Raw genomic sequence first — 16,257 nt, 5'->3', positions numbered from 1 at the left:
GCAGGAGCATTTGCGAAAACGATGAACCCAGAAGTAAAAGAGCGGATTGACAATTTAGTGAGCCAGAACAAGATTCTGGTTTTCATGAAGGGCAACAAACTGATGCCTCAGTGTGGTTTTTCCAATAACGTTGTCCAGATTCTGAATACGCTAGGCGTACCCTATGAAACTGTAGACGTGTTGGACGATTACGAAATTCGCCAAGGCATCAAGGAATATTCCAACTGGCCTACGATTCCCCAAGTCTATATCAATGGCGAGTTTGTCGGCGGCTCCGATGTCCTGATTGAGCTTTATCAACAAGGTGAATTGCAGCAGTTGGTAGAAGTGGCCTTAGCCTCCTAAAGAGCTAGGTGTATTTTAGGGTAAACTCCTTTGTGGCTATTCGGCTTACACAGGAAATTTACTATCAGGCTTTTAAGTCCGCTTTAGCGGACTTTTTTTATCCTTTGTTACCTCTAATACCCACTTGCTTTAGGAAGTGAAGCTCTGTTGAACACCGGATGAGTGTTGGCTCAAAACTGGCTGTTCAAGACTCGATGGTGAAAAAAATATTAATAAGCTGTTAATATATTTTGGGCTGATTAAATATCTGACGACGAAAGGCAAATAGGCAGTTGAACATTAGCCAACTGTCTATTTACAAATACCCCCCAATGTGCAGGTACTTAGTAGTAGTCAGATTCCGGTTCCGGCATCGGCATCGCCGTCGGTTCAAAGTTAGATGGATCGCGCAGATAACGCATAGCTTCTTCCTCCAAGCGGTGGATCAGATAAATTTCAAGGGCGTTAGTGTGCCGAAGGGCATCGACGTATCCATCTACATAGAGCCGCAGGTCATCATAGCGGTAACCCCGGTTCCACATATAAACCAGAGCGTCAGTAAGCTGCTGGTAGTAGCGTATGGTGCGAGTATCTTGAAGCATAGACTAAAGAGTTTTGAGTTATGAATTTTAAGATTTGAGGGGCAAGCTGTCAATCCGAATAATTAATAACTAACAACTACAGCTAGCTGCCAACTGTCCTCCTACTTCTTATTTTGCCTGAGGTAGACTGTAGTTGCTCCTAACTTGAGTAAGATAAGACCTCTTTCGTATTGTTCTGGAGCGCTACAGAGGTAGTTATTGGTTCATCATGAGGTCTGGTTGTAAATACATCGTTAGGTCGTTCTTTTACAGGCGAAGTTAGAACCTGCGAGTGGTACTGTGTTGCCAATCCGGAAGCTTTGTTTGTAAATCGATGGCTAGGGCATCGGTTCCCGCAGGGGGATAAGATACTTTAACCTTTATTAATTTTATTGTACTGCTGATTCTCTACAGGTTTGAACTTCAACACTCAACCTTCCAGCTTTAACCTTGTGAAGTAGCCTTTGTTACAAAATCTTGACATTAGCTCTGTTAACCTGAAACGCACCGCGTGAAGGAAGTAGGTTGCTGTGGCAACGGTTTGTATTCAAATTATCGAGGGAAACCCCCACTTGCGATCGCTACTTGGCTGGCACTTACAGCAAGCTGGTCATTGGGTTCATCAATCTGCAAGCATTCATCAAGCGAGAGAGACGTTCTATAACCGTCAACCCACTCTCGTGATTCTGGACTCTGACTTACCCGATGGGGATGGGATCGAGTTTTGCCGTTGGCTACAGCAGCAACGACAGTCGCTGATTTTAATGCTGTCAGCCCGCAATACAGAAGGTGATATTGTCACAGGTCTGAGAGCTGGGGCTGATGATTATCTGAGCAAGCCCTTTGGGATGCAAGAGTTTATGGCAAGGGTTGAGGCATTAATTCGGCGTGTGCGCGTGACAAATGCCCCCATGTCTTTAGACTACGGCGACCTCAAAATCGACTTAGTGCAGCGTCGTGTCCGCTTTAAGGACGAATTGATTGATCTGACACCCCAGGAATTTAGTTTGCTCTATGTACTAGCACAGGCGGAAGGAAGTCCCTTAACTCGCTCCGAACTCCTGCGTCGTGCTTGGCCTGATGCCATTGACAACCCACGCACGATCGATACTCATGTTCTCTCTTTACGCAAAAAAATTGAAATCGATCCCCGACAACCCAGCGTAATTCAAACCGTTCGCAACATCGGCTATCGGTTCAATCCTTCGCTGCTTCAAGGGAATCAAACCCCAACACCAGAACAACTGACGACTCACAATAATAATGGGCGTCCTCCTGTGCGAGTGGCAGCTAGGGGAGCGTTTTAATCCTGGCGGTTGTTCAGAGCCACTCTTGAGCCGCTTGAGCTTCCGCTTGCACTAAAGTTTCTCGTAACTGTTTCCAGTCAATTTGCTCAGATGGGGTGTCTTGAAGCAGTTGACCATTCTGTAAATACAACAGTCGGCGACAAAAAAACTGAGCTATATCTAGCTGATGATTGACCATCAAAATTGACAGGTTATCCTTAGCCGCCAAGTCCGCTAAGACACCGAGAACGTGAGAGGCAAGACCCGCATCGAGGGCAGAGGTTGGCTCATCAAGGAGGAGAATTTTAGGCTGGACGATTAAGGCACGAGCGATCGCAACGAGCTGCCGTTGTCCTACAGAAAGTTGTAACTCTGTTCGCTCTAACCAGTCAACCGGGATATGGAGTAAGTCCCGATAAGCGTCTAGGCGTTCCTGAATCTGTCGTTGAGGTAGTTGTTGCAACCTCAAAGGGTAAACTAACGCCTGCTGAACCGTCATGCCGAGGAGTTTGTGTTCTTGAGAAACCAGCATCACCTGTCGTCGTAACTGGAGGACAGGAATTGTCCGAATATCCTGGTTTTCTAGATAAATTGCTCCACTACTGAACTCACTCAGGCGGTTTAAGAGTCGCAGCAGCGAAGTTTTCCCAGCCCCCGATGGCCCGATAATACAGATGCGCGAACCCGTAGCCACCTCAAACGAAATATTATTCAGTAAATATTGACCACCCAATGCTGTAACAAGACTGACTTGCTCTACACGCAATTGGGGAATCTGTGTTGTTGCCAAAATTAGCTGTCCTCAACCCTAACGTTAGGTTACATTTATTAACCCATTAATTGACAACTGTTTCCCTGCTACTAAGAGCTTCGTCTGGATTGGACGGATTGACGATAGGCTTTAACACAGCGCAACAGAGTTAGGTCGGAGATAGAGTATGTTACCAAGGCTAAACGTTTATCCCAGACTACAGCTCCATATTAGCTTCAGCGATCTCGCCGCAAGCTTGTTATCTTTCCTTTCCGTCTCAAATCGAGAACAAAATATCCGAGAAATTCAATCCTTTGGGAAAAGTGACAAAGAAGTATTGGTAACTCTCTCGGTTAGAACATCTCTCGCTCTGATGTTGCAGTCACTCAACCTCCCACCTGGGTCGGAAGTTTTAATGAGTGCGGTTAATATTCGGGACATGGTTGAAGTGGTGAAACGGCATGGATTGGTTCCGGTTCCGGTTGATATTTCTTTAGATAAACTAACTCCTTCCCTTCCGTTACTAGAAAGTCTTATTTCCCAAAAAAGCCGCGTGTTTTTAGTCGCTCACTTATTTGGCTCCATTATTAATTTAGAACCCTACGCTCAACTGTGTAAAAAACACAACCTTCTGCTGGTAGAAGACTGTGCCCAAGCGTTTACTGGCTCTAAATATTACGGATATGAGGAGGCAGATGTGAGTTTTTTCAGTTTTGGCCCCATCAAATCTTGTACGGCGCTGGGAGGAGCGGTTACTCTGATTCGCGACAAAACATTAGCTGAAAAAATGCAAAGTCTGGAGGAGAAATATCCCTGTAAGAGTGAGTTTTGGTTCTTCAAACGGGTTCTGAAGTATCTTGGGTTGAAGTTATTTTCAATTCCTGGAATTTATGCCCAGCTTCTAGCTTTTCTCAGGTTACTCGATTGCGACCTGGATGGGGTGATTAATTCTCTGACACGTGGTTTTACGCAGGGTGATATTCTTGCCAAAATTAGGTATCGTCCGCCAAACCAGATGTTATCTCTGTTGAATCGAAGATTGAAAAATTGCAACACCCAATGGTTTGAACGGCGAGAGTTGAAGGCGCGGAATTTTTTATCACAGCTTGCGCCTGAGATACTTTGCCCTGGTCACAAAGCTGAATACCATTCGTTTTGGGTTGTTCCTATACTCGTGTCTAATCCAGAATTGCTGATGGCAAATCTCAGAAAACAGGGGTTTGATGCTACCAGGGGAAATACGAGTTTAGCCTGTATCAAGGATTTGCGATCGCACGACACACTCTCAGCTTTTAGTCCCCTCAATGGAGAATGCCTGATCGAACAGGTTCTTTACCTTCCTGTGAGCGAATCCTTGCCGGAGCAGGAACTTGAATCTCTTGCCAAACAGGTTAATGACTTCTATCTGGCTTCTCGATTGAGTCAAGCACAACCAAGAGCAACCGACCTCATTATTAAGACACCTATCCAATAAATCCTGATTAAACACACCCTACAAATAGAAGCTTTGCGTAAGTCCTAACTTTGCCAAGTTATCCAAACACTACGTCTTCGTAAAGCGCATCTAAGGTTCCCTCAAAATCAATACTGTCAAGACGAAATGAGGTCTGTTCCGGCGTGTAGGACTGCAACACCCAAAGCCCCTCATCGTTGCGACGGAAGACTTCAACGCGCTGGCGTTTGGTGTTAATTAAGACGTACTCGCGCAGGCTATGGAGTTCTTGGTAGTCGGCAAACTTATCACCTCGGTCGAAGGCTTCGGTGGAGTCGGATAAAACTTCAACAATCAGAGTGGGAAATCGCTTATAGGTGGGGGTTTCTTGGTCGCGGGAGTCACAAGTGACCATCACATCGGGGTAGTAGAATCGATTGAGAGATTCAATTCGGGCTTTCATATCAGAGATGTAGACACGGCACCCAGAACCTCGGACGTGACTGTGGAGGAGGGCAAAGAGGTTTCCAGCAATGGTAACGTGGGGGTCGCTGGCTCCCGCCATCGCGTAAATTTGTCCGTCGATGTATTCGTGTTTGACGGGGCTTTCTTCCTCCAGTTGGAGGTATTCGTCGGCGGTAAAGTAGGGGTGTTGGGGGGAAGCGATCATGGTATTAGTATGATGTCCGCTGAATAACCCATCATAAAAACCTCTCAGCGTCAGTCCTAACTCTGGGGGTTCGTAACGGGCTTTTTTCATTTTGGCACTTCTATTAATGCCGCCGATATCCAATCCTGTTGTTCTACTCGGTTAAATTTTCCCCAAATTGACTGCCGTCCATATTACCCATACATCCGTCAGCAGCAGCAATAGTGAAAATCCCAACAAAATCAGATACATCCAAGGCTGTGATAAGGGACGAACATCGGTTGTATCAATCCCAGTAAATTTTTCGACTAACTTGACTAATCGAGCAAATCCAACCACCCGCATCGGCAATAAATAAGCCTTATCTGAGGACTGGCTGAGAAAGTAATAAACTATTCCCCCTTGTCCCGTTGTTCGCATCTTCAAATCTTTGACATCCTGCCAAGGTAATGACCAACCTTTGCGGAAAAAACGAGGTACCCAAACCGGATAGGCCACCTGAATTTTTTCCTTCTCCACAATGACCCGTTCACTCAACGCGCCATATAATGCGATCGCACCCAAACCCAATCCCACCCACAACAATAGAGGGGGTATCGGTGTTGATGATACCTGCGCCAAAAACGGGAGAGGAAGAGTTAGCGCGAAATAAAACAATATTAAAGTAATCCGAATTAAAGGAGAGATATAAAAAATAGAACAGGAAGACTGTTCAAAATCCGATGCTGCTTCAACGTTAGATGGCATGGGTAAAAACTGTGTTTTTTTATGACTTGACTTAACAGTATTTGACATCTTTTATGAGTTACTTATGCTACATCTTAAGTTGTTAGGATTTAACGACTCAGGAGGCTGTATGTTACTTGAACACAGACCGAGTGGTGTCTTAGTAGAAGTGCTGACATTGGAAGAGCTTTATAATCCCTGCCGCCCTGAGATTATTGGCAGGCTGCAAGCAGGAGAAGAAATGCAAGACCCCGAAACCTTCATGAAGTCAGAACTGATTTTCCCGTCGGGTGAAACCTTACCCCGTTGCTGGTTTGACGCACACTATCGCGAAAAGATTGCGTTGAATAAAGTTACAACTATTGGTGTTTAAGGTAACGTTTCATAACGTTGAGTTCAGTCCTTAAGAATTTCTCCACAAAACAGCAGTAGTCCTCGTCTAAATGTCTAATTGAATCTGATGAGATAGAATTTTTGGGGTTCAACATTCATGAGGGTCAAGTTGAACCCCTATTTGCAGGGCTAATGGCTAAGTTTGTGGCGTCCATGTCGTCTTATCGCCTTGCCCCCAAAAGCCGTCATATTTCGTAACGCGAACATCGCCCAAAACCTTAGTCTGACAGGCTAAGCGGCGATTGGCTGTGGGAGAATGAGGAGGCAGTGAGCGCCTCGCCTTATCCTTCCAATTCGGTTCGGACACGTCCCCTTCGACTGTGACGGCACAGGTACCACAACTACCAAAGCCCATGCAGTTGATGATCTTAGCCTTGCCGTTATACAGTTCAACTCCATGCTCCAGTAAAACTTGGCGTAAATTGCTCCCCGGCTCACATTCAAAAGTCTTTCCTTGAGCTGTTACTTTAGGCATCGATCCTTGACCTGATTTGTTGTAAAAGAAGGTTGGGTTACGTCAAAAATCGGAGATTTTTTGGCTTTATGTAAACCCTTCCCTAACTTTATTTTACATTTCTTTACGTTTACCTCAACCATTCTCCCCGTCTATGAACTCGCAAGCCTCTACCCCCATCTGGATCTATGACACCACGTTACGGGATGGTTCCCAGCGTGAAGGACTTTCCCTTTCCTTAGAAGACAAGTTACGAATTGCAAAAGAACTTGACCAGTTGGGGATTCCCTTTATTGAGGGTGGATGGCCGGGGGCAAACCCGAAAGACGTGCAATTTTTCTGGCAAATCAAGGAAGAACCCCTGACTCAGGCGGAAGTCGTAGCCTTTTGCTCAACGCGACGCCCTAATATTGCCGCCGCCGATGACCCGATGCTGCAAGCGATTCTGGCAGCAGGCACTCGCTGGGTGACTCTTTTTGGAAAATCGTGGGATCTCCACGTTACAGAAGGGCTACAGACGACGCTGGAGGAGAACTTGGCAATGATTAAAGACTCGATTGAGTATCTCCGGAGCCAAGGGCGTCGGGTAATTTACGATGCTGAACACTGGTTTGATGGCTACAAGCAAAATCCTGACTATGCCCTCCAGACGCTTGATGCCGCACTCCAGGCCGGTGCAGAATGGCTCGTGTTGTGTGACACGAATGGTGGCACCCTGCCTCATGAAATTGGGCAAATTGTTCGAGAGGTTCGAGAAGCGTTGAAGGTTGAAAGTTCAAACCCGCAACCTTTATTAGGTATTCATACTCATAATGACTCAGATACAGCGATCGCAAATGCTCTGGCGGGTGTTTTAGAGGGCGTCCGCATGGTGCAGGGAACCATCAACGGTTACGGCGAACGCTGCGGCAATGCGAATCTTTGCTCTCTGATTCCCAACTTGCAGCTCAAGCTAGGCTACCGTTGTATCCAGGATGAGCAACTCGCGAAACTGACCCAAGCCAGTCGCCTGATTAGCGAAGTCGTGAATCTAGCTCCCGATGACCACGCGCCCTTTGTAGGACGTTCGGCGTTTGCTCACAAAGGCGGCATCCATGTCTCGGCAGTGGAACGAAACCCCCTAACTTACGAACATATCGAACCTGAAACGATTGGAAACCAACGCCGAATCGTGATTTCTGACCAGTCCGGACTGAGTAACGTTTTGGCAAAAGCGCGGACTTTCGGTCATGAACTCAACAAAAAAGACCCCGCCTGTCGTCAAATTTTAGAACGCCTTAAAGGATTGGAAAGTGAAGGCTATCAATTTGAGGCAGCAGAAGCTAGTTTTGACTTACTCATGCGCGAAGCGTTGGGATATCGGCAGCAGTTTTTTGAACTAAAGGGTTTTCAGGTACATTGCGATATGTTGCAAAGCATTAGCGGTGATTACAGTAATGCTCTTGCCACAATCAAAGTTACTGTCAATGGCAAAGATATCCTAGAAGCCGCCGAGGGAAATGGCCCGGTTTCCGCCCTGGATGCTGCCTTACGCAAAGCCCTCCAGAACTTTTATCCAGAAATTGCCCAGTTTCAGTTAACCGACTATAAAGTACGGATTTTGGATGGTGGTGCGGGTACGTCTGCCAAGACTCGTGTGTTGATTGAATCGAGTAATGGTCAAAAGCGGTGGACGACGGTAGGCGTTTCCCCGAATATCCTGGAGGCGTCCTATCAAGCGGTGGTGGAGGGAATTGAATATGGTTTATTGTTGCAGTCTTCAGGAAAGCCTGAAAGCCGATTGCCTGTGAGCGAAAGTTCTAAAGCGTCGGTGCAGTAAAATACCCCCTCCCCTTGATAACCGGAGCTATAGTGAGGAGAGGGTTGGGGAGGGGTAAAAAGCTGGGTGCCAGATCTGAATTGACTAGAAGTTTTTGGTTATTGCGTTACCAAATCCTTTTGCTTGACATTTTCTGTCGCCTGACTTTGAGCCACATTTTTCCATTCTTTAGCGGCAGCCCGCATATAGGCAACCTCTGTTTCCAAACCTGGTAATGTTGCCAAAATTTCAACTAATTCGGCAAACTCATCAGCCTTGACAATTGATGTGTTCAAAACGTCTAGGGAGAGTCTTCCATACAAGTTTTTGGCAAGTAAGGCTAAAATATCTTTCTGTTTCGGTACCTCAATCTCTCCCGCTTTAACCCGTTTAGGGTTGATCCCCCACTTCAAAATTTTCAAAAGTGCCTGGGGAGAGGCTTTGGCACAAATAGAACTGGTAATTTCTCGAATTGCTTCTGCTAGACATGGCTTTAGCTGTTCTTCTGTTAAATCTAGGTCATTCACTAGCGCTTTCAGGGCAGCCAGATGCTTGTCTAGAATTTCATTGGAGAAGGGAGCCAGTTCGGCAATAATGGTATCTCCAGAAGGGTCTTTGCTACGGTATGGGTCTTCTAAAGTGTTAATCAACAAATGGATGTCTGTGGGATTACCGTAGTCAAATTGACCCAGGAAAAATGGCTCTTCATAGCCCGGTTGTAATCCTTGGAAGTAAATAGGCCATCCCTTGCCAGACTGGACAATTTTGTAGAGAATCATCTCTAGGGTTTCTGTAGGCCAACCTAAATTAGTGACGGTGAAGAATTTCAGTTGGTCAGGCTTAGAGAAAATTAAGGCATTCAGCAGTAAATGACGCGCTTCGCTCAAATTCTGGGCGGTTAGATAGCGATGAGGCGCATGGACATTAATGACCGGCCCAACTTTAATTTTCTCGTCAATTTGAAAAGAGACTAAGCTGTTATCTAGGGTATGGGTAAAGCGCACCATTGAATAAGTGACTTTACCCTGCTGCACCGCTTGGGCAAATTGCCATTCCGCGATTTTCTTGGAAGCGGCGTACACTTCAGCCGTAAAGTATCTAGAGGCTTTACCTGTGGAAGAGAATACACATTGCTCTACGCCATACTTTTCACAGAGGTTGATAATATTCTCTGTTCCTAATAAGCTCGTCGAGATTGTTTCTCTGACTTTTTTTTCCGCTAATCCGGGTTGACGTTGGGCGGCTAAGTGAAAGACAAGTTCTGGTCTTTCTGCATCGAATATAGAGTTGAGGGCATCATAGTTGCGAACATCAGCCGCATAGTGGGTGACGGATTCCTTTTTCTCTGCGATGGGTTTAGGTTCTGATGAATAGCCGCAGCGGGCATTGTCTACAGAAATGACATGTTTGACACCGAGTTCAACCAGCTTTTTGACTAAGTCGCTGCCAACGCATCCCTCTCCACCGGTTACAAGCGCAATTTTTCCTTTCAGTTTTTCGCTAACTTCAGATGTATAGAGGTGAATGGTGCGATCGCGGACATCGGCAAAGGGATCGTCTTCGAGTTGTCCTTCTGCCTTATAAGCCTCGATCAGTTCTACAGTTAAAGTCTTGAGTTTGGCAAGAAGTTCAGGATCGTGCGGTTCCGGCAAACCCGGTGGCACTAATTCTTGTAGGCGTTTAATGACCTCGGATTTTCTGGTAACAGGCACCACGGCTAAGTCGGATTCCGGCTTCACTTTTAGTAACTCCTGTAAGTTAGTAAAACAAACTGATCCCTCTACATTTAATCGATCAAGGGTTACCTTGATCGACAAAATTGTTTACATCATAATATACACTTTTGAAAATCTGCTAATTGATAGAGGCTTACTTTACTCATTTTTTATATATGTTTATATTCTTCAAGAAAACTATAAAGCTTGGGTGAAGTCCACCGATCACCTAAATTAATTTTTAGCAATTTTCAGGCTTTCCCTACTTTGGAGATTGGGCAATGAGCATGGAGTTTACTTGAAAGACTAAACTTATGAATCTTAGAGCCAGAGCTTTAGGCTGTCCTTCCGTGAAATAAGTTATTCTCTGAAATTATTGACGTTTGATTCCCAATAGCCTACTGGTTCTCAAGGCTTATTACCTAACTGAGTCAGGTCAATTGGTTCCTTGACAAAACGGCAATTTTAGGAAATGAAAAGTTTTCAAGCCTTAGAAAAAGGCTTCCTTCCAAGAACAGGAGACGTAAATAACGCATTTTACGCTATTTAAACACACCATCTAACTTTTTGACTTTTTGAGTACAAATACTATATAACTACCCTAGTGGTCAGAGCGTGTAGGCTCTAGTCACATTCAGCTTAGCCTATTCAACCAGTCGTCTTTCGTTAAACATAGGTTTGGCGGTAGTCTGAATGGTGGAAGTTAATAAGGCAGACGGCTGGGGTTGCTATTGTGTCAATCTCCTCAACGCTTCTTGTTGTATTGTTCAACACTTGAGTTGGGCAACAAGGGAGTCTAGCGTAAGGTGGAGAACAAGCGCGTACAATTTCGCTATTGTGAAAGACGAAAAACCCATTGATGGAGTCAGTGATCCAACCCTGCCCAATCTGAAGATTGGGTACTGAGTTCTGTCACCTGGCTTCAACCCTAGCACAAGTTGGTGCGACTAGGTCTCTTCCGGACAGCGCTGGTACTTCCAGAAAACTGGATCGGGGTGAGTTCTGTAACGGTTCTCGGTCGCGTGGAGCGGGTGCAAGTCAAAGGAGAGGAGAGTCCAACTGTATGTCCAGACAGGCGGAACACAGCCATTCAGGGCAGATGGTAGTAATTACCGTACACCTTGCCAAAAAAACTTGCACTTCTACCCTAGATACGCTACAAGAGTATATGATTGCTTCTTGGCCGTACAAGACTCTACGAACCGGCGCAATAGCCAAATCAGGAAGCATTATAGTTCAAGCATTTGCAAAAGTAATTTCAAATTAATTGAAAGTATGACTCAGCAAGTTACTCACCCAATGGTGAAGTTTCAGCGTCAGGTGCATTCTCTGGTGGAATCCAAGATAATAAAGCCCAACGACAGCCTGTGGAAAATCGCCCTGCTGTATGGAGATGAATGGTCTTACTGGAAGAAAGAGCTCCTAGAATTTGGCTTCACCATGCAAGATCCAATTGGAGACTTACTGGCGGTGGAAGCCTGGGATGAAGAATAAAGACGTGACGAAGTTAGGTGGAAGTTTCATGCACAACGTTCCACCTTTTAGCTAAATGGGACGCTCAGCTCAACTGGGCAGCAGCTAAAGCTTGGGCTAGTTCTTCAGCGGTTTGATAGCGATCGCGCACTTTCGGTTCACAGACTCGATCAATCACATTCCGTAGATGGGGCGTGATGGTCGGAACATTTGACACGTCAAAGCCATATCCGGAGCCGCGCTTGCGGTAATATTTCAGGGGGGCTTCCCCCGTGAGCAGAAAAATTAACGTCGGACCAATGGCATAAAGATCAGACTGCGTGACTGGATTCCCCCGGTCTTGTTCAGGAGCACTGTAGCCCTCAGCACCAATGCGAGTCCTGTGAGCTGTACCACTCTCTTTGACCGCGCCAAAATCGAGTACAACAATTCGATTATCGCGATGGCGTACCATTAGATTCGCCGGCTTAATATCTCGGTGGATCAGGGGGGGTTGGCAGAAATGGATGTAGCTAAGGATGTCACAGGTTTGAATCATCCACTCGATGGCCTGTTTCGGCGTGACAGGGCCAGAGTGCGAGACACGTTGCTCCAAATCCTGACCGTGAATTAACTCCATCGCCAGATATTTTTTACCCTCTTCTACAAAGAAGTCGTAATACTTGGGAATCCCTGGATGCGATAGCGTCTTCAAGGTACGAGCCTCTCGTTCAAACAGTTCTTGGGCTTTAGTAATTTGAGCCATGTCCTCATTCATTTCCTTGAGGACAAGCAAGCTAGGGCGTCCGTAACCACTCGTCTGTTTATCCCAAGCCAGATAAGTCGTGCCCATTCCCCCTTGTCCCAACGTCCGCAAGACCTGATACTGCCGAATGCTTCGCAGGATGGCAACCAAGGGTTGACCGCAATGCATACAGAACAAGTTGGTCTTCGGATTACCTGGGTGGGTACAGCCTTCAATGGGAGGGGGGTGTAAAGGGTCATGCTTCAAAGGGGTAAGCCCTTGCCCATGACCCTGGAGAGTTGGCAGATGCTGCGGGGCACCTTTTGAGCCATTCCCCGTGACAGTGGGTTCCTCTATTTGGAATTTCAATAAAGGGCCTTCTCGTGCCAGTTGAATCAACGCCTCATCGGGCACTAATCCTCGTGACACCAGTACACCGTTCAGGAAGGTGCCATTGGTTCCCTGATTGACCAGCTGCCACAAGCTTCCCGATGCAGAAGAGCTTGCCCGGAGTTCCAAGTGATGCCGTGAAACCAAGGGGTCGTCGAGAATGATGTCATTATCAGGAGAGCGACCAATCCGAATGGTGGATTGGCTCTGGAAATTCCACTGTTGCAGGGGGGTGGATGCCTGGGGATGTAAAAGGGTCAGCGTGACCATATCTGGGTAAAAAATAAAAAGGCAGAAGTCGGGATGGTTTCTGGCCTTTGCCTTTAGCTGATTTTATTTATAAAGGAGTTGCTGTTGCTCAAAGTTGGGTCGCACCTTCACGCGAATCAGGATGGCTGTAATGTTATCGTGTCCATTCTCCTCGTTCGCTAGTTCAATTAACTGTAGAATACCCTGATCGAGATTAGCGCGGGAGCTGAGTAAGGGGGCAAGGTGCGTCTGCCAGTGAGTCTCGACAAGATCATTATCGGACAGACCGTCGGAACACATCATAAATAATGTATCTTCATTAAGTTCCAAGATCTGTACATCAGGATTGACGAATTGTTCATCGCGCGGACCCAAGGCTTGAGTAAGTTGGTTCGCGTCGGGGCGCTTGTAGGCAATTTCCGGGTCTACCCCACGCATGGTTATTTCTCGTTGAGCGACTTCGTGATCAACCGTGATTTGCTCTAAACCCCGTTTGCGAGTCAGGCGGTAGAGGCGACTATCCCCGACATGAGCGATCGCCACATTGGTATTCTGAATCAACATCATGACTAGGGTCGTGCCCATACGACCGCTACCAGATCGGGCATTTTTCTGGTTGACCTCGTAAATGGCCTGGTTGGCAACATGTACTCCCTCGCGGACAATTTCTTCGCTGGGCAACTTCTCGTCCTGCCAATGCTCTTGAAAGTAGCGCCGGATGGCCTCAACTGCCATGCTACTGGCGACTTCTCCAGACGCATGACCACCCATTCCGTCACAGAGAATATATAAACCACGAGCCTGTACTGACCGACCCATGGGATTTTCCACTTTCTGGATCAGGGTCTGGATGCCAAAGGAGTCCTCATTATGCTCCCGTTGGTGACCGATATCCGTGCAACCCGCGTCATCTAGACTCAGTAGCTGCATCGGCAAAATCAATGTGGGTAGCTCATCGCCTTCATTATTACTCATAGCTTCGTGAGGAATTCTGGGGGATTGGGTGCGTCCACTTCCGACGGGTGTATCGGCGGCTAAGCTATCAGCCGACTCGGCGTCATCAGAGTTGGGGTTTGGGTCGAATTGGGAGGTCATGGCTTCGTGTTGACGGGCGATAGATTCCAAGCGCGATCGCAGTTCCTGAATTGTTTCAATTTCCTGAGTACACATCTGCTGGAAAAGGGCGGCTAAGGACGTATATTGCGTCCGCTGGGACTGGTCAAATAGCCGTTGCCACATTTGACCTAAATCTTGTAGGGTCAGGGGTTGTTCTGTCGGGTCTGGATACAAGCGAACCAGACCCAAGGCTTGGTCTTCATCCACCCGTAAATTCGTCGTTTCCAACAGGCTTTGACGACAATGCCAGGGTTCTAGTGCCTGCCAAAGTTTAGCCATTTCATCGAGCCAGTATAAAATTTGCAACGTAGAAAGCTGTTCGCTGTCCCACAGATCGCTGAGCAACTGCCACTCGGAGCGGTCTTCTAGCAAGACCACCGCTTCTCCAGCCTGCTGCCATCCATCATGAACGGCGGGCAGAGTTTGGTAGTACGAGGCTTTGAGAGCTAAATACGGTTGAGCAATTCCTGGAATCCCCCGAACGTTCCAGGGGTCGGTGGGCAAGGTAGGTGCCGATCTCAGGCGTATATCAAACGTCTCCGAACCACCGGGTTGTTGCTCCAGCAGAGCTTCTAAAGGTGACTTCTGAAACGGCTGACAATCTAAAACTCTGACAGACAAGCCATAGCGCGGCTCTGCATCAGTGGTGGCCCAATTGAGACTCTGAGGTTCTAGCAGTCGGTAACGCTGTTGCTTATCCAGATAAACAACCGTTGGAGTTGGTGAACGGACTTCGCCCTGATCAGAGGTGTCATTAGCCGCCTCCTGAGTGAACTTGGACTGAGACGAAGTGGAGAGAGGCTGTGTAACTTCCTCGTCGGCAATGGCCTCAATACCTTCTGCTGTGGTCAAAGGGACAGTATCGTCCTTATCGTCCTCTTGGTCGTTTTCTAGAGGCGGTAAAGCCGATTCCGCATCAGGGAGGGGTGTTATTGTCAAAGTTTCGGGTTGAGGCCGCTCATCCTGATCAACGACAGGTGCCTCTATCGGTAGTTCTTCGGCGGGGTCGGTATCAGTGGCGATGGACTCTGACGCCTCAATGGGAGAGGCTTGCTCATCCTTCCCACCAATGAGAAAATTTGAATCTTTGGAGAGAATAGCCCTCCAAACGGTTCCCGTGAAAGCACCACAATTGTGACAGGTTTCAGCATTGACGGGTACTTGGGTTTCGCACTCATGACAAGTTTTATGGATCAGGGAAGTTCCACAACTTTGACAAAATTTGTTGGTATTGGGGTTTTCAAACTGACACTTGGGACAAACTAACATAAGGGAACTTCCTCACTTCCTGTCAGAGGTTTTAAAGTTTGGTATATAAGCTAACTGCCATCTAGTTTGCCACGTCAGAATCGAAGGTTGCAGCTTTTGGAATCTAGTCCTAAGCTGATGAAGCTTATGCGTGAGCGGATAGCAATCCAGCTAAGACTAACTTGAGTCGTCATAGCTGCTGTAGAGCCTCCAGTTCAGTCGGTGTTAGGTCACGCCATTGACCAGGCTCAAGACCATCTAAACGGAGTTGAGTCAAGTCCTTCTTACCAGCGACGCCGATCGCAATCCGAACGATTCGCAATGTGGGAAACCCTACCGTCGCCGTCATCCGCCGCACCTGTCGATTCCTCCCCTCCGTTAAGGTTATCTCTAGCCAAGAGGTAGGCACAGTCTTACGAAAGCGTATCGGAGGTTGACGAGGGGGTAGAAGGGGTTCCTCGGCTAATCGCTGCACCAAAGCGGGTCGTGTGTGGTAATCCTGAATGACCACACCACTACGTAACTGGTTCAAGGCCGCTTCATCCGGAATACGCTCTACCTGTACCCAGTATGTGCGAGGATGACAAAATCGTCGATCTGAAAGTCGATGCTGCAAGCGTCCATGATTGGTTAATAGCAGCAGTCCTTCGCTGTCCCGATCAAGTCGTCCCACCGGGTAAACCGAAGGGATGGGAATGTAATCTTTCAGAGTGCCACGGTTGAGCTGACTGGCGTCCTGATCCGTAAACTGGCTTAAGACGTTGTAGGGTTTGTAAAACAAGAGGTATCTGTACACGCGTTTTGCATTGAAATCGGGCTGGAGTCATGAGGGTGAAAGGGTGAGTGGAGAGAGTTAAAAACATATTTTCTCTATCCCCCCACCCCTTTCCTCCCAGCTTTCCTTTCAGACAGTGACTCCTGAACCTATGCTCTAGTATGTTCGCTGAT

The 16,257-nt window shown here is 47.1% G+C and carries 15 protein-coding genes; 6 read left to right on the top strand and 9 right to left on the bottom strand.

The window, feature by feature from the left end; all coding sequences use genetic code 11:
• Window positions 1-21 precede the first annotated feature (21 nt).
• Window positions 22-345, top strand: coding sequence for a Grx4 family monothiol glutaredoxin (gene grxD / locus MIC7113_RS07290; protein ID WP_015181532.1), 324 nt, complete (start codon window positions 22-24; stop codon window positions 343-345).
• A 323-nt stretch (window positions 346-668) separates the two neighbouring features.
• Here grxD and MIC7113_RS07285 read toward each other — a convergent pair whose 3' ends face one another.
• The gene (locus MIC7113_RS07285; protein WP_015181531.1) at window positions 669-926 is read right to left on the bottom strand and encodes a DUF6761 family protein; all 258 of its coding nucleotides are present in this window, start codon (window positions 924-926) and stop codon (window positions 669-671) included.
• Window positions 927-1,435: 509 nt separating this feature from the next.
• On the opposite strand from MIC7113_RS07285, the gene MIC7113_RS07280 reads away from it, so the two are divergent.
• A complete protein-coding gene (locus MIC7113_RS07280; protein WP_015181530.1) occupies window positions 1,436-2,212 on the top strand; it encodes a response regulator transcription factor in 777 nt (258 codons plus the stop codon).
• A gap of 13 nt (window positions 2,213-2,225) precedes the next feature.
• Here MIC7113_RS07280 and MIC7113_RS07275 read toward each other — a convergent pair whose 3' ends face one another.
• The gene (locus tag MIC7113_RS07275) at window positions 2,226-2,981 is read right to left on the bottom strand and encodes an ABC transporter ATP-binding protein (protein WP_015181529.1); all 756 of its coding nucleotides are present in this window, start codon (window positions 2,979-2,981) and stop codon (window positions 2,226-2,228) included.
• 148 nt (window positions 2,982-3,129) lie between these two features.
• Here MIC7113_RS07275 and MIC7113_RS07270 point away from each other — a divergent pair, with 148 nt between their 5' ends.
• The gene (locus tag MIC7113_RS07270; RefSeq protein WP_015181528.1) at window positions 3,130-4,416 is read left to right on the top strand and encodes an aminotransferase class V-fold PLP-dependent enzyme; all 1,287 of its coding nucleotides are present in this window, start codon (window positions 3,130-3,132) and stop codon (window positions 4,414-4,416) included.
• A 58-nt stretch (window positions 4,417-4,474) separates the two neighbouring features.
• Here the strand turns inward: MIC7113_RS07270 and MIC7113_RS07265 are convergent, their stop codons facing one another.
• Both MIC7113_RS07265 and MIC7113_RS07260 read right to left on the bottom strand, forming a co-directional pair.
• A complete protein-coding gene (locus MIC7113_RS07265) occupies window positions 4,475-5,044 on the bottom strand; it encodes a Uma2 family endonuclease (protein ID WP_041780555.1) in 570 nt (189 codons plus the stop codon).
• Window positions 5,045-5,185: 141 nt separating this feature from the next.
• Complete coding sequence (locus MIC7113_RS07260) at window positions 5,186-5,770, bottom strand: hypothetical protein (RefSeq protein ID WP_015181526.1); 585 nt, start codon at window positions 5,768-5,770, stop codon at window positions 5,186-5,188.
• A gap of 109 nt (window positions 5,771-5,879) precedes the next feature.
• Here MIC7113_RS07260 and MIC7113_RS07255 point away from each other — a divergent pair, with 109 nt between their 5' ends.
• On the top strand, window positions 5,880-6,122 hold the full coding sequence (locus MIC7113_RS07255; RefSeq protein ID WP_015181525.1) for a hypothetical protein: 243 nt from the start codon (window positions 5,880-5,882) through the stop codon (window positions 6,120-6,122).
• Between the two features lie 156 nt (window positions 6,123-6,278).
• Here the strand turns inward: MIC7113_RS07255 and MIC7113_RS07250 are convergent, their stop codons facing one another.
• Window positions 6,279-6,617 carry a 2Fe-2S iron-sulfur cluster-binding protein gene (locus MIC7113_RS07250; protein WP_015181524.1) on the bottom strand — a complete coding sequence of 113 codons (339 nt, stop codon included), beginning with the start codon at window positions 6,615-6,617 and terminating at the stop codon, window positions 6,279-6,281.
• A gap of 133 nt (window positions 6,618-6,750) precedes the next feature.
• Here MIC7113_RS07250 and cimA point away from each other — a divergent pair, with 133 nt between their 5' ends.
• Entirely contained in the window at window positions 6,751-8,415 is a 1,665-nt protein-coding gene (gene cimA / locus MIC7113_RS07245; protein WP_015181523.1) for a citramalate synthase, read from the top strand.
• A 98-nt stretch (window positions 8,416-8,513) separates the two neighbouring features.
• Here the strand turns inward: cimA and MIC7113_RS07240 are convergent, their stop codons facing one another.
• The gene (locus MIC7113_RS07240; RefSeq protein WP_015181522.1) at window positions 8,514-10,133 is read right to left on the bottom strand and encodes a polysaccharide biosynthesis protein; all 1,620 of its coding nucleotides are present in this window, start codon (window positions 10,131-10,133) and stop codon (window positions 8,514-8,516) included.
• A 1,251-nt stretch (window positions 10,134-11,384) separates the two neighbouring features.
• On the opposite strand from MIC7113_RS07240, the gene MIC7113_RS07235 reads away from it, so the two are divergent.
• Entirely contained in the window at window positions 11,385-11,603 is a 219-nt protein-coding gene (locus MIC7113_RS07235) for a DUF4327 family protein (protein ID WP_015181521.1), read from the top strand.
• A gap of 64 nt (window positions 11,604-11,667) precedes the next feature.
• Here MIC7113_RS07235 and MIC7113_RS07230 read toward each other — a convergent pair whose 3' ends face one another.
• From MIC7113_RS07230 to MIC7113_RS07220, 3 genes are all read right to left on the bottom strand, one after another.
• Window positions 11,668-12,966, bottom strand: coding sequence for a protein kinase domain-containing protein (locus MIC7113_RS07230; protein WP_015181520.1), 1,299 nt, complete (start codon window positions 12,964-12,966; stop codon window positions 11,668-11,670).
• A gap of 63 nt (window positions 12,967-13,029) precedes the next feature.
• Window positions 13,030-15,330, bottom strand: a complete 2,301-nt coding sequence (locus MIC7113_RS07225) for a serine/threonine phosphatase (protein ID WP_015181519.1) — start codon at window positions 15,328-15,330, stop codon at window positions 13,030-13,032.
• A gap of 169 nt (window positions 15,331-15,499) precedes the next feature.
• Window positions 15,500-16,105 carry a pseudouridine synthase gene (locus MIC7113_RS07220; RefSeq protein WP_015181518.1) on the bottom strand — a complete coding sequence of 202 codons (606 nt, stop codon included), beginning with the start codon at window positions 16,103-16,105 and terminating at the stop codon, window positions 15,500-15,502.
• Window positions 16,106-16,257 lie beyond the last annotated feature (152 nt).

Origin of the sequence: Allocoleopsis franciscana PCC 7113, assembly GCF_000317515.1 — a bacterium.
Lineage (GTDB): Bacteria > Cyanobacteriota > Cyanobacteriia > Cyanobacteriales > Coleofasciculaceae > Allocoleopsis > Allocoleopsis franciscana.
The sequence above is the reverse complement of the archived record's forward strand: the minus strand, read 5'-3'. Positions and strand labels throughout refer to the sequence as shown.

Bases quoted from the DNA above. Each gene is read 5' to 3' on its own strand.
- grxD (WP_015181532.1), top strand. From the start codon at position 22: ATGAACCCAGAAGTAAAAGAGCGGATTGACAATTTAGTGAGCCAGAAC.
- MIC7113_RS07285 (WP_015181531.1), bottom strand. From the start codon at position 926: ATGCTTCAAGATACTCGCACCATACGCTACTACCAGCAGCTTACTGAC.
- MIC7113_RS07270 (WP_015181528.1), top strand. From the start codon at position 3,130: ATGTTACCAAGGCTAAACGTTTATCCCAGACTACAGCTCCATATTAGC.
- MIC7113_RS07265 (WP_041780555.1), bottom strand. From the start codon at position 5,044: ATGATCGCTTCCCCCCAACACCCCTACTTTACCGCCGACGAATACCTC.
- MIC7113_RS07260 (WP_015181526.1), bottom strand. From the start codon at position 5,770: ATGCCATCTAACGTTGAAGCAGCATCGGATTTTGAACAGTCTTCCTGT.
- MIC7113_RS07255 (WP_015181525.1), top strand. From the start codon at position 5,880: ATGTTACTTGAACACAGACCGAGTGGTGTCTTAGTAGAAGTGCTGACA.
- MIC7113_RS07250 (WP_015181524.1), bottom strand. From the start codon at position 6,617: ATGCCTAAAGTAACAGCTCAAGGAAAGACTTTTGAATGTGAGCCGGGG.
- cimA (WP_015181523.1), top strand. From the start codon at position 6,751: ATGAACTCGCAAGCCTCTACCCCCATCTGGATCTATGACACCACGTTA.
- MIC7113_RS07235 (WP_015181521.1), top strand. From the start codon at position 11,385: ATGACTCAGCAAGTTACTCACCCAATGGTGAAGTTTCAGCGTCAGGTG.
- MIC7113_RS07230 (WP_015181520.1), bottom strand. From the start codon at position 12,966: ATGGTCACGCTGACCCTTTTACATCCCCAGGCATCCACCCCCCTGCAA.
- MIC7113_RS07225 (WP_015181519.1), bottom strand. From the start codon at position 15,330: ATGTTAGTTTGTCCCAAGTGTCAGTTTGAAAACCCCAATACCAACAAA.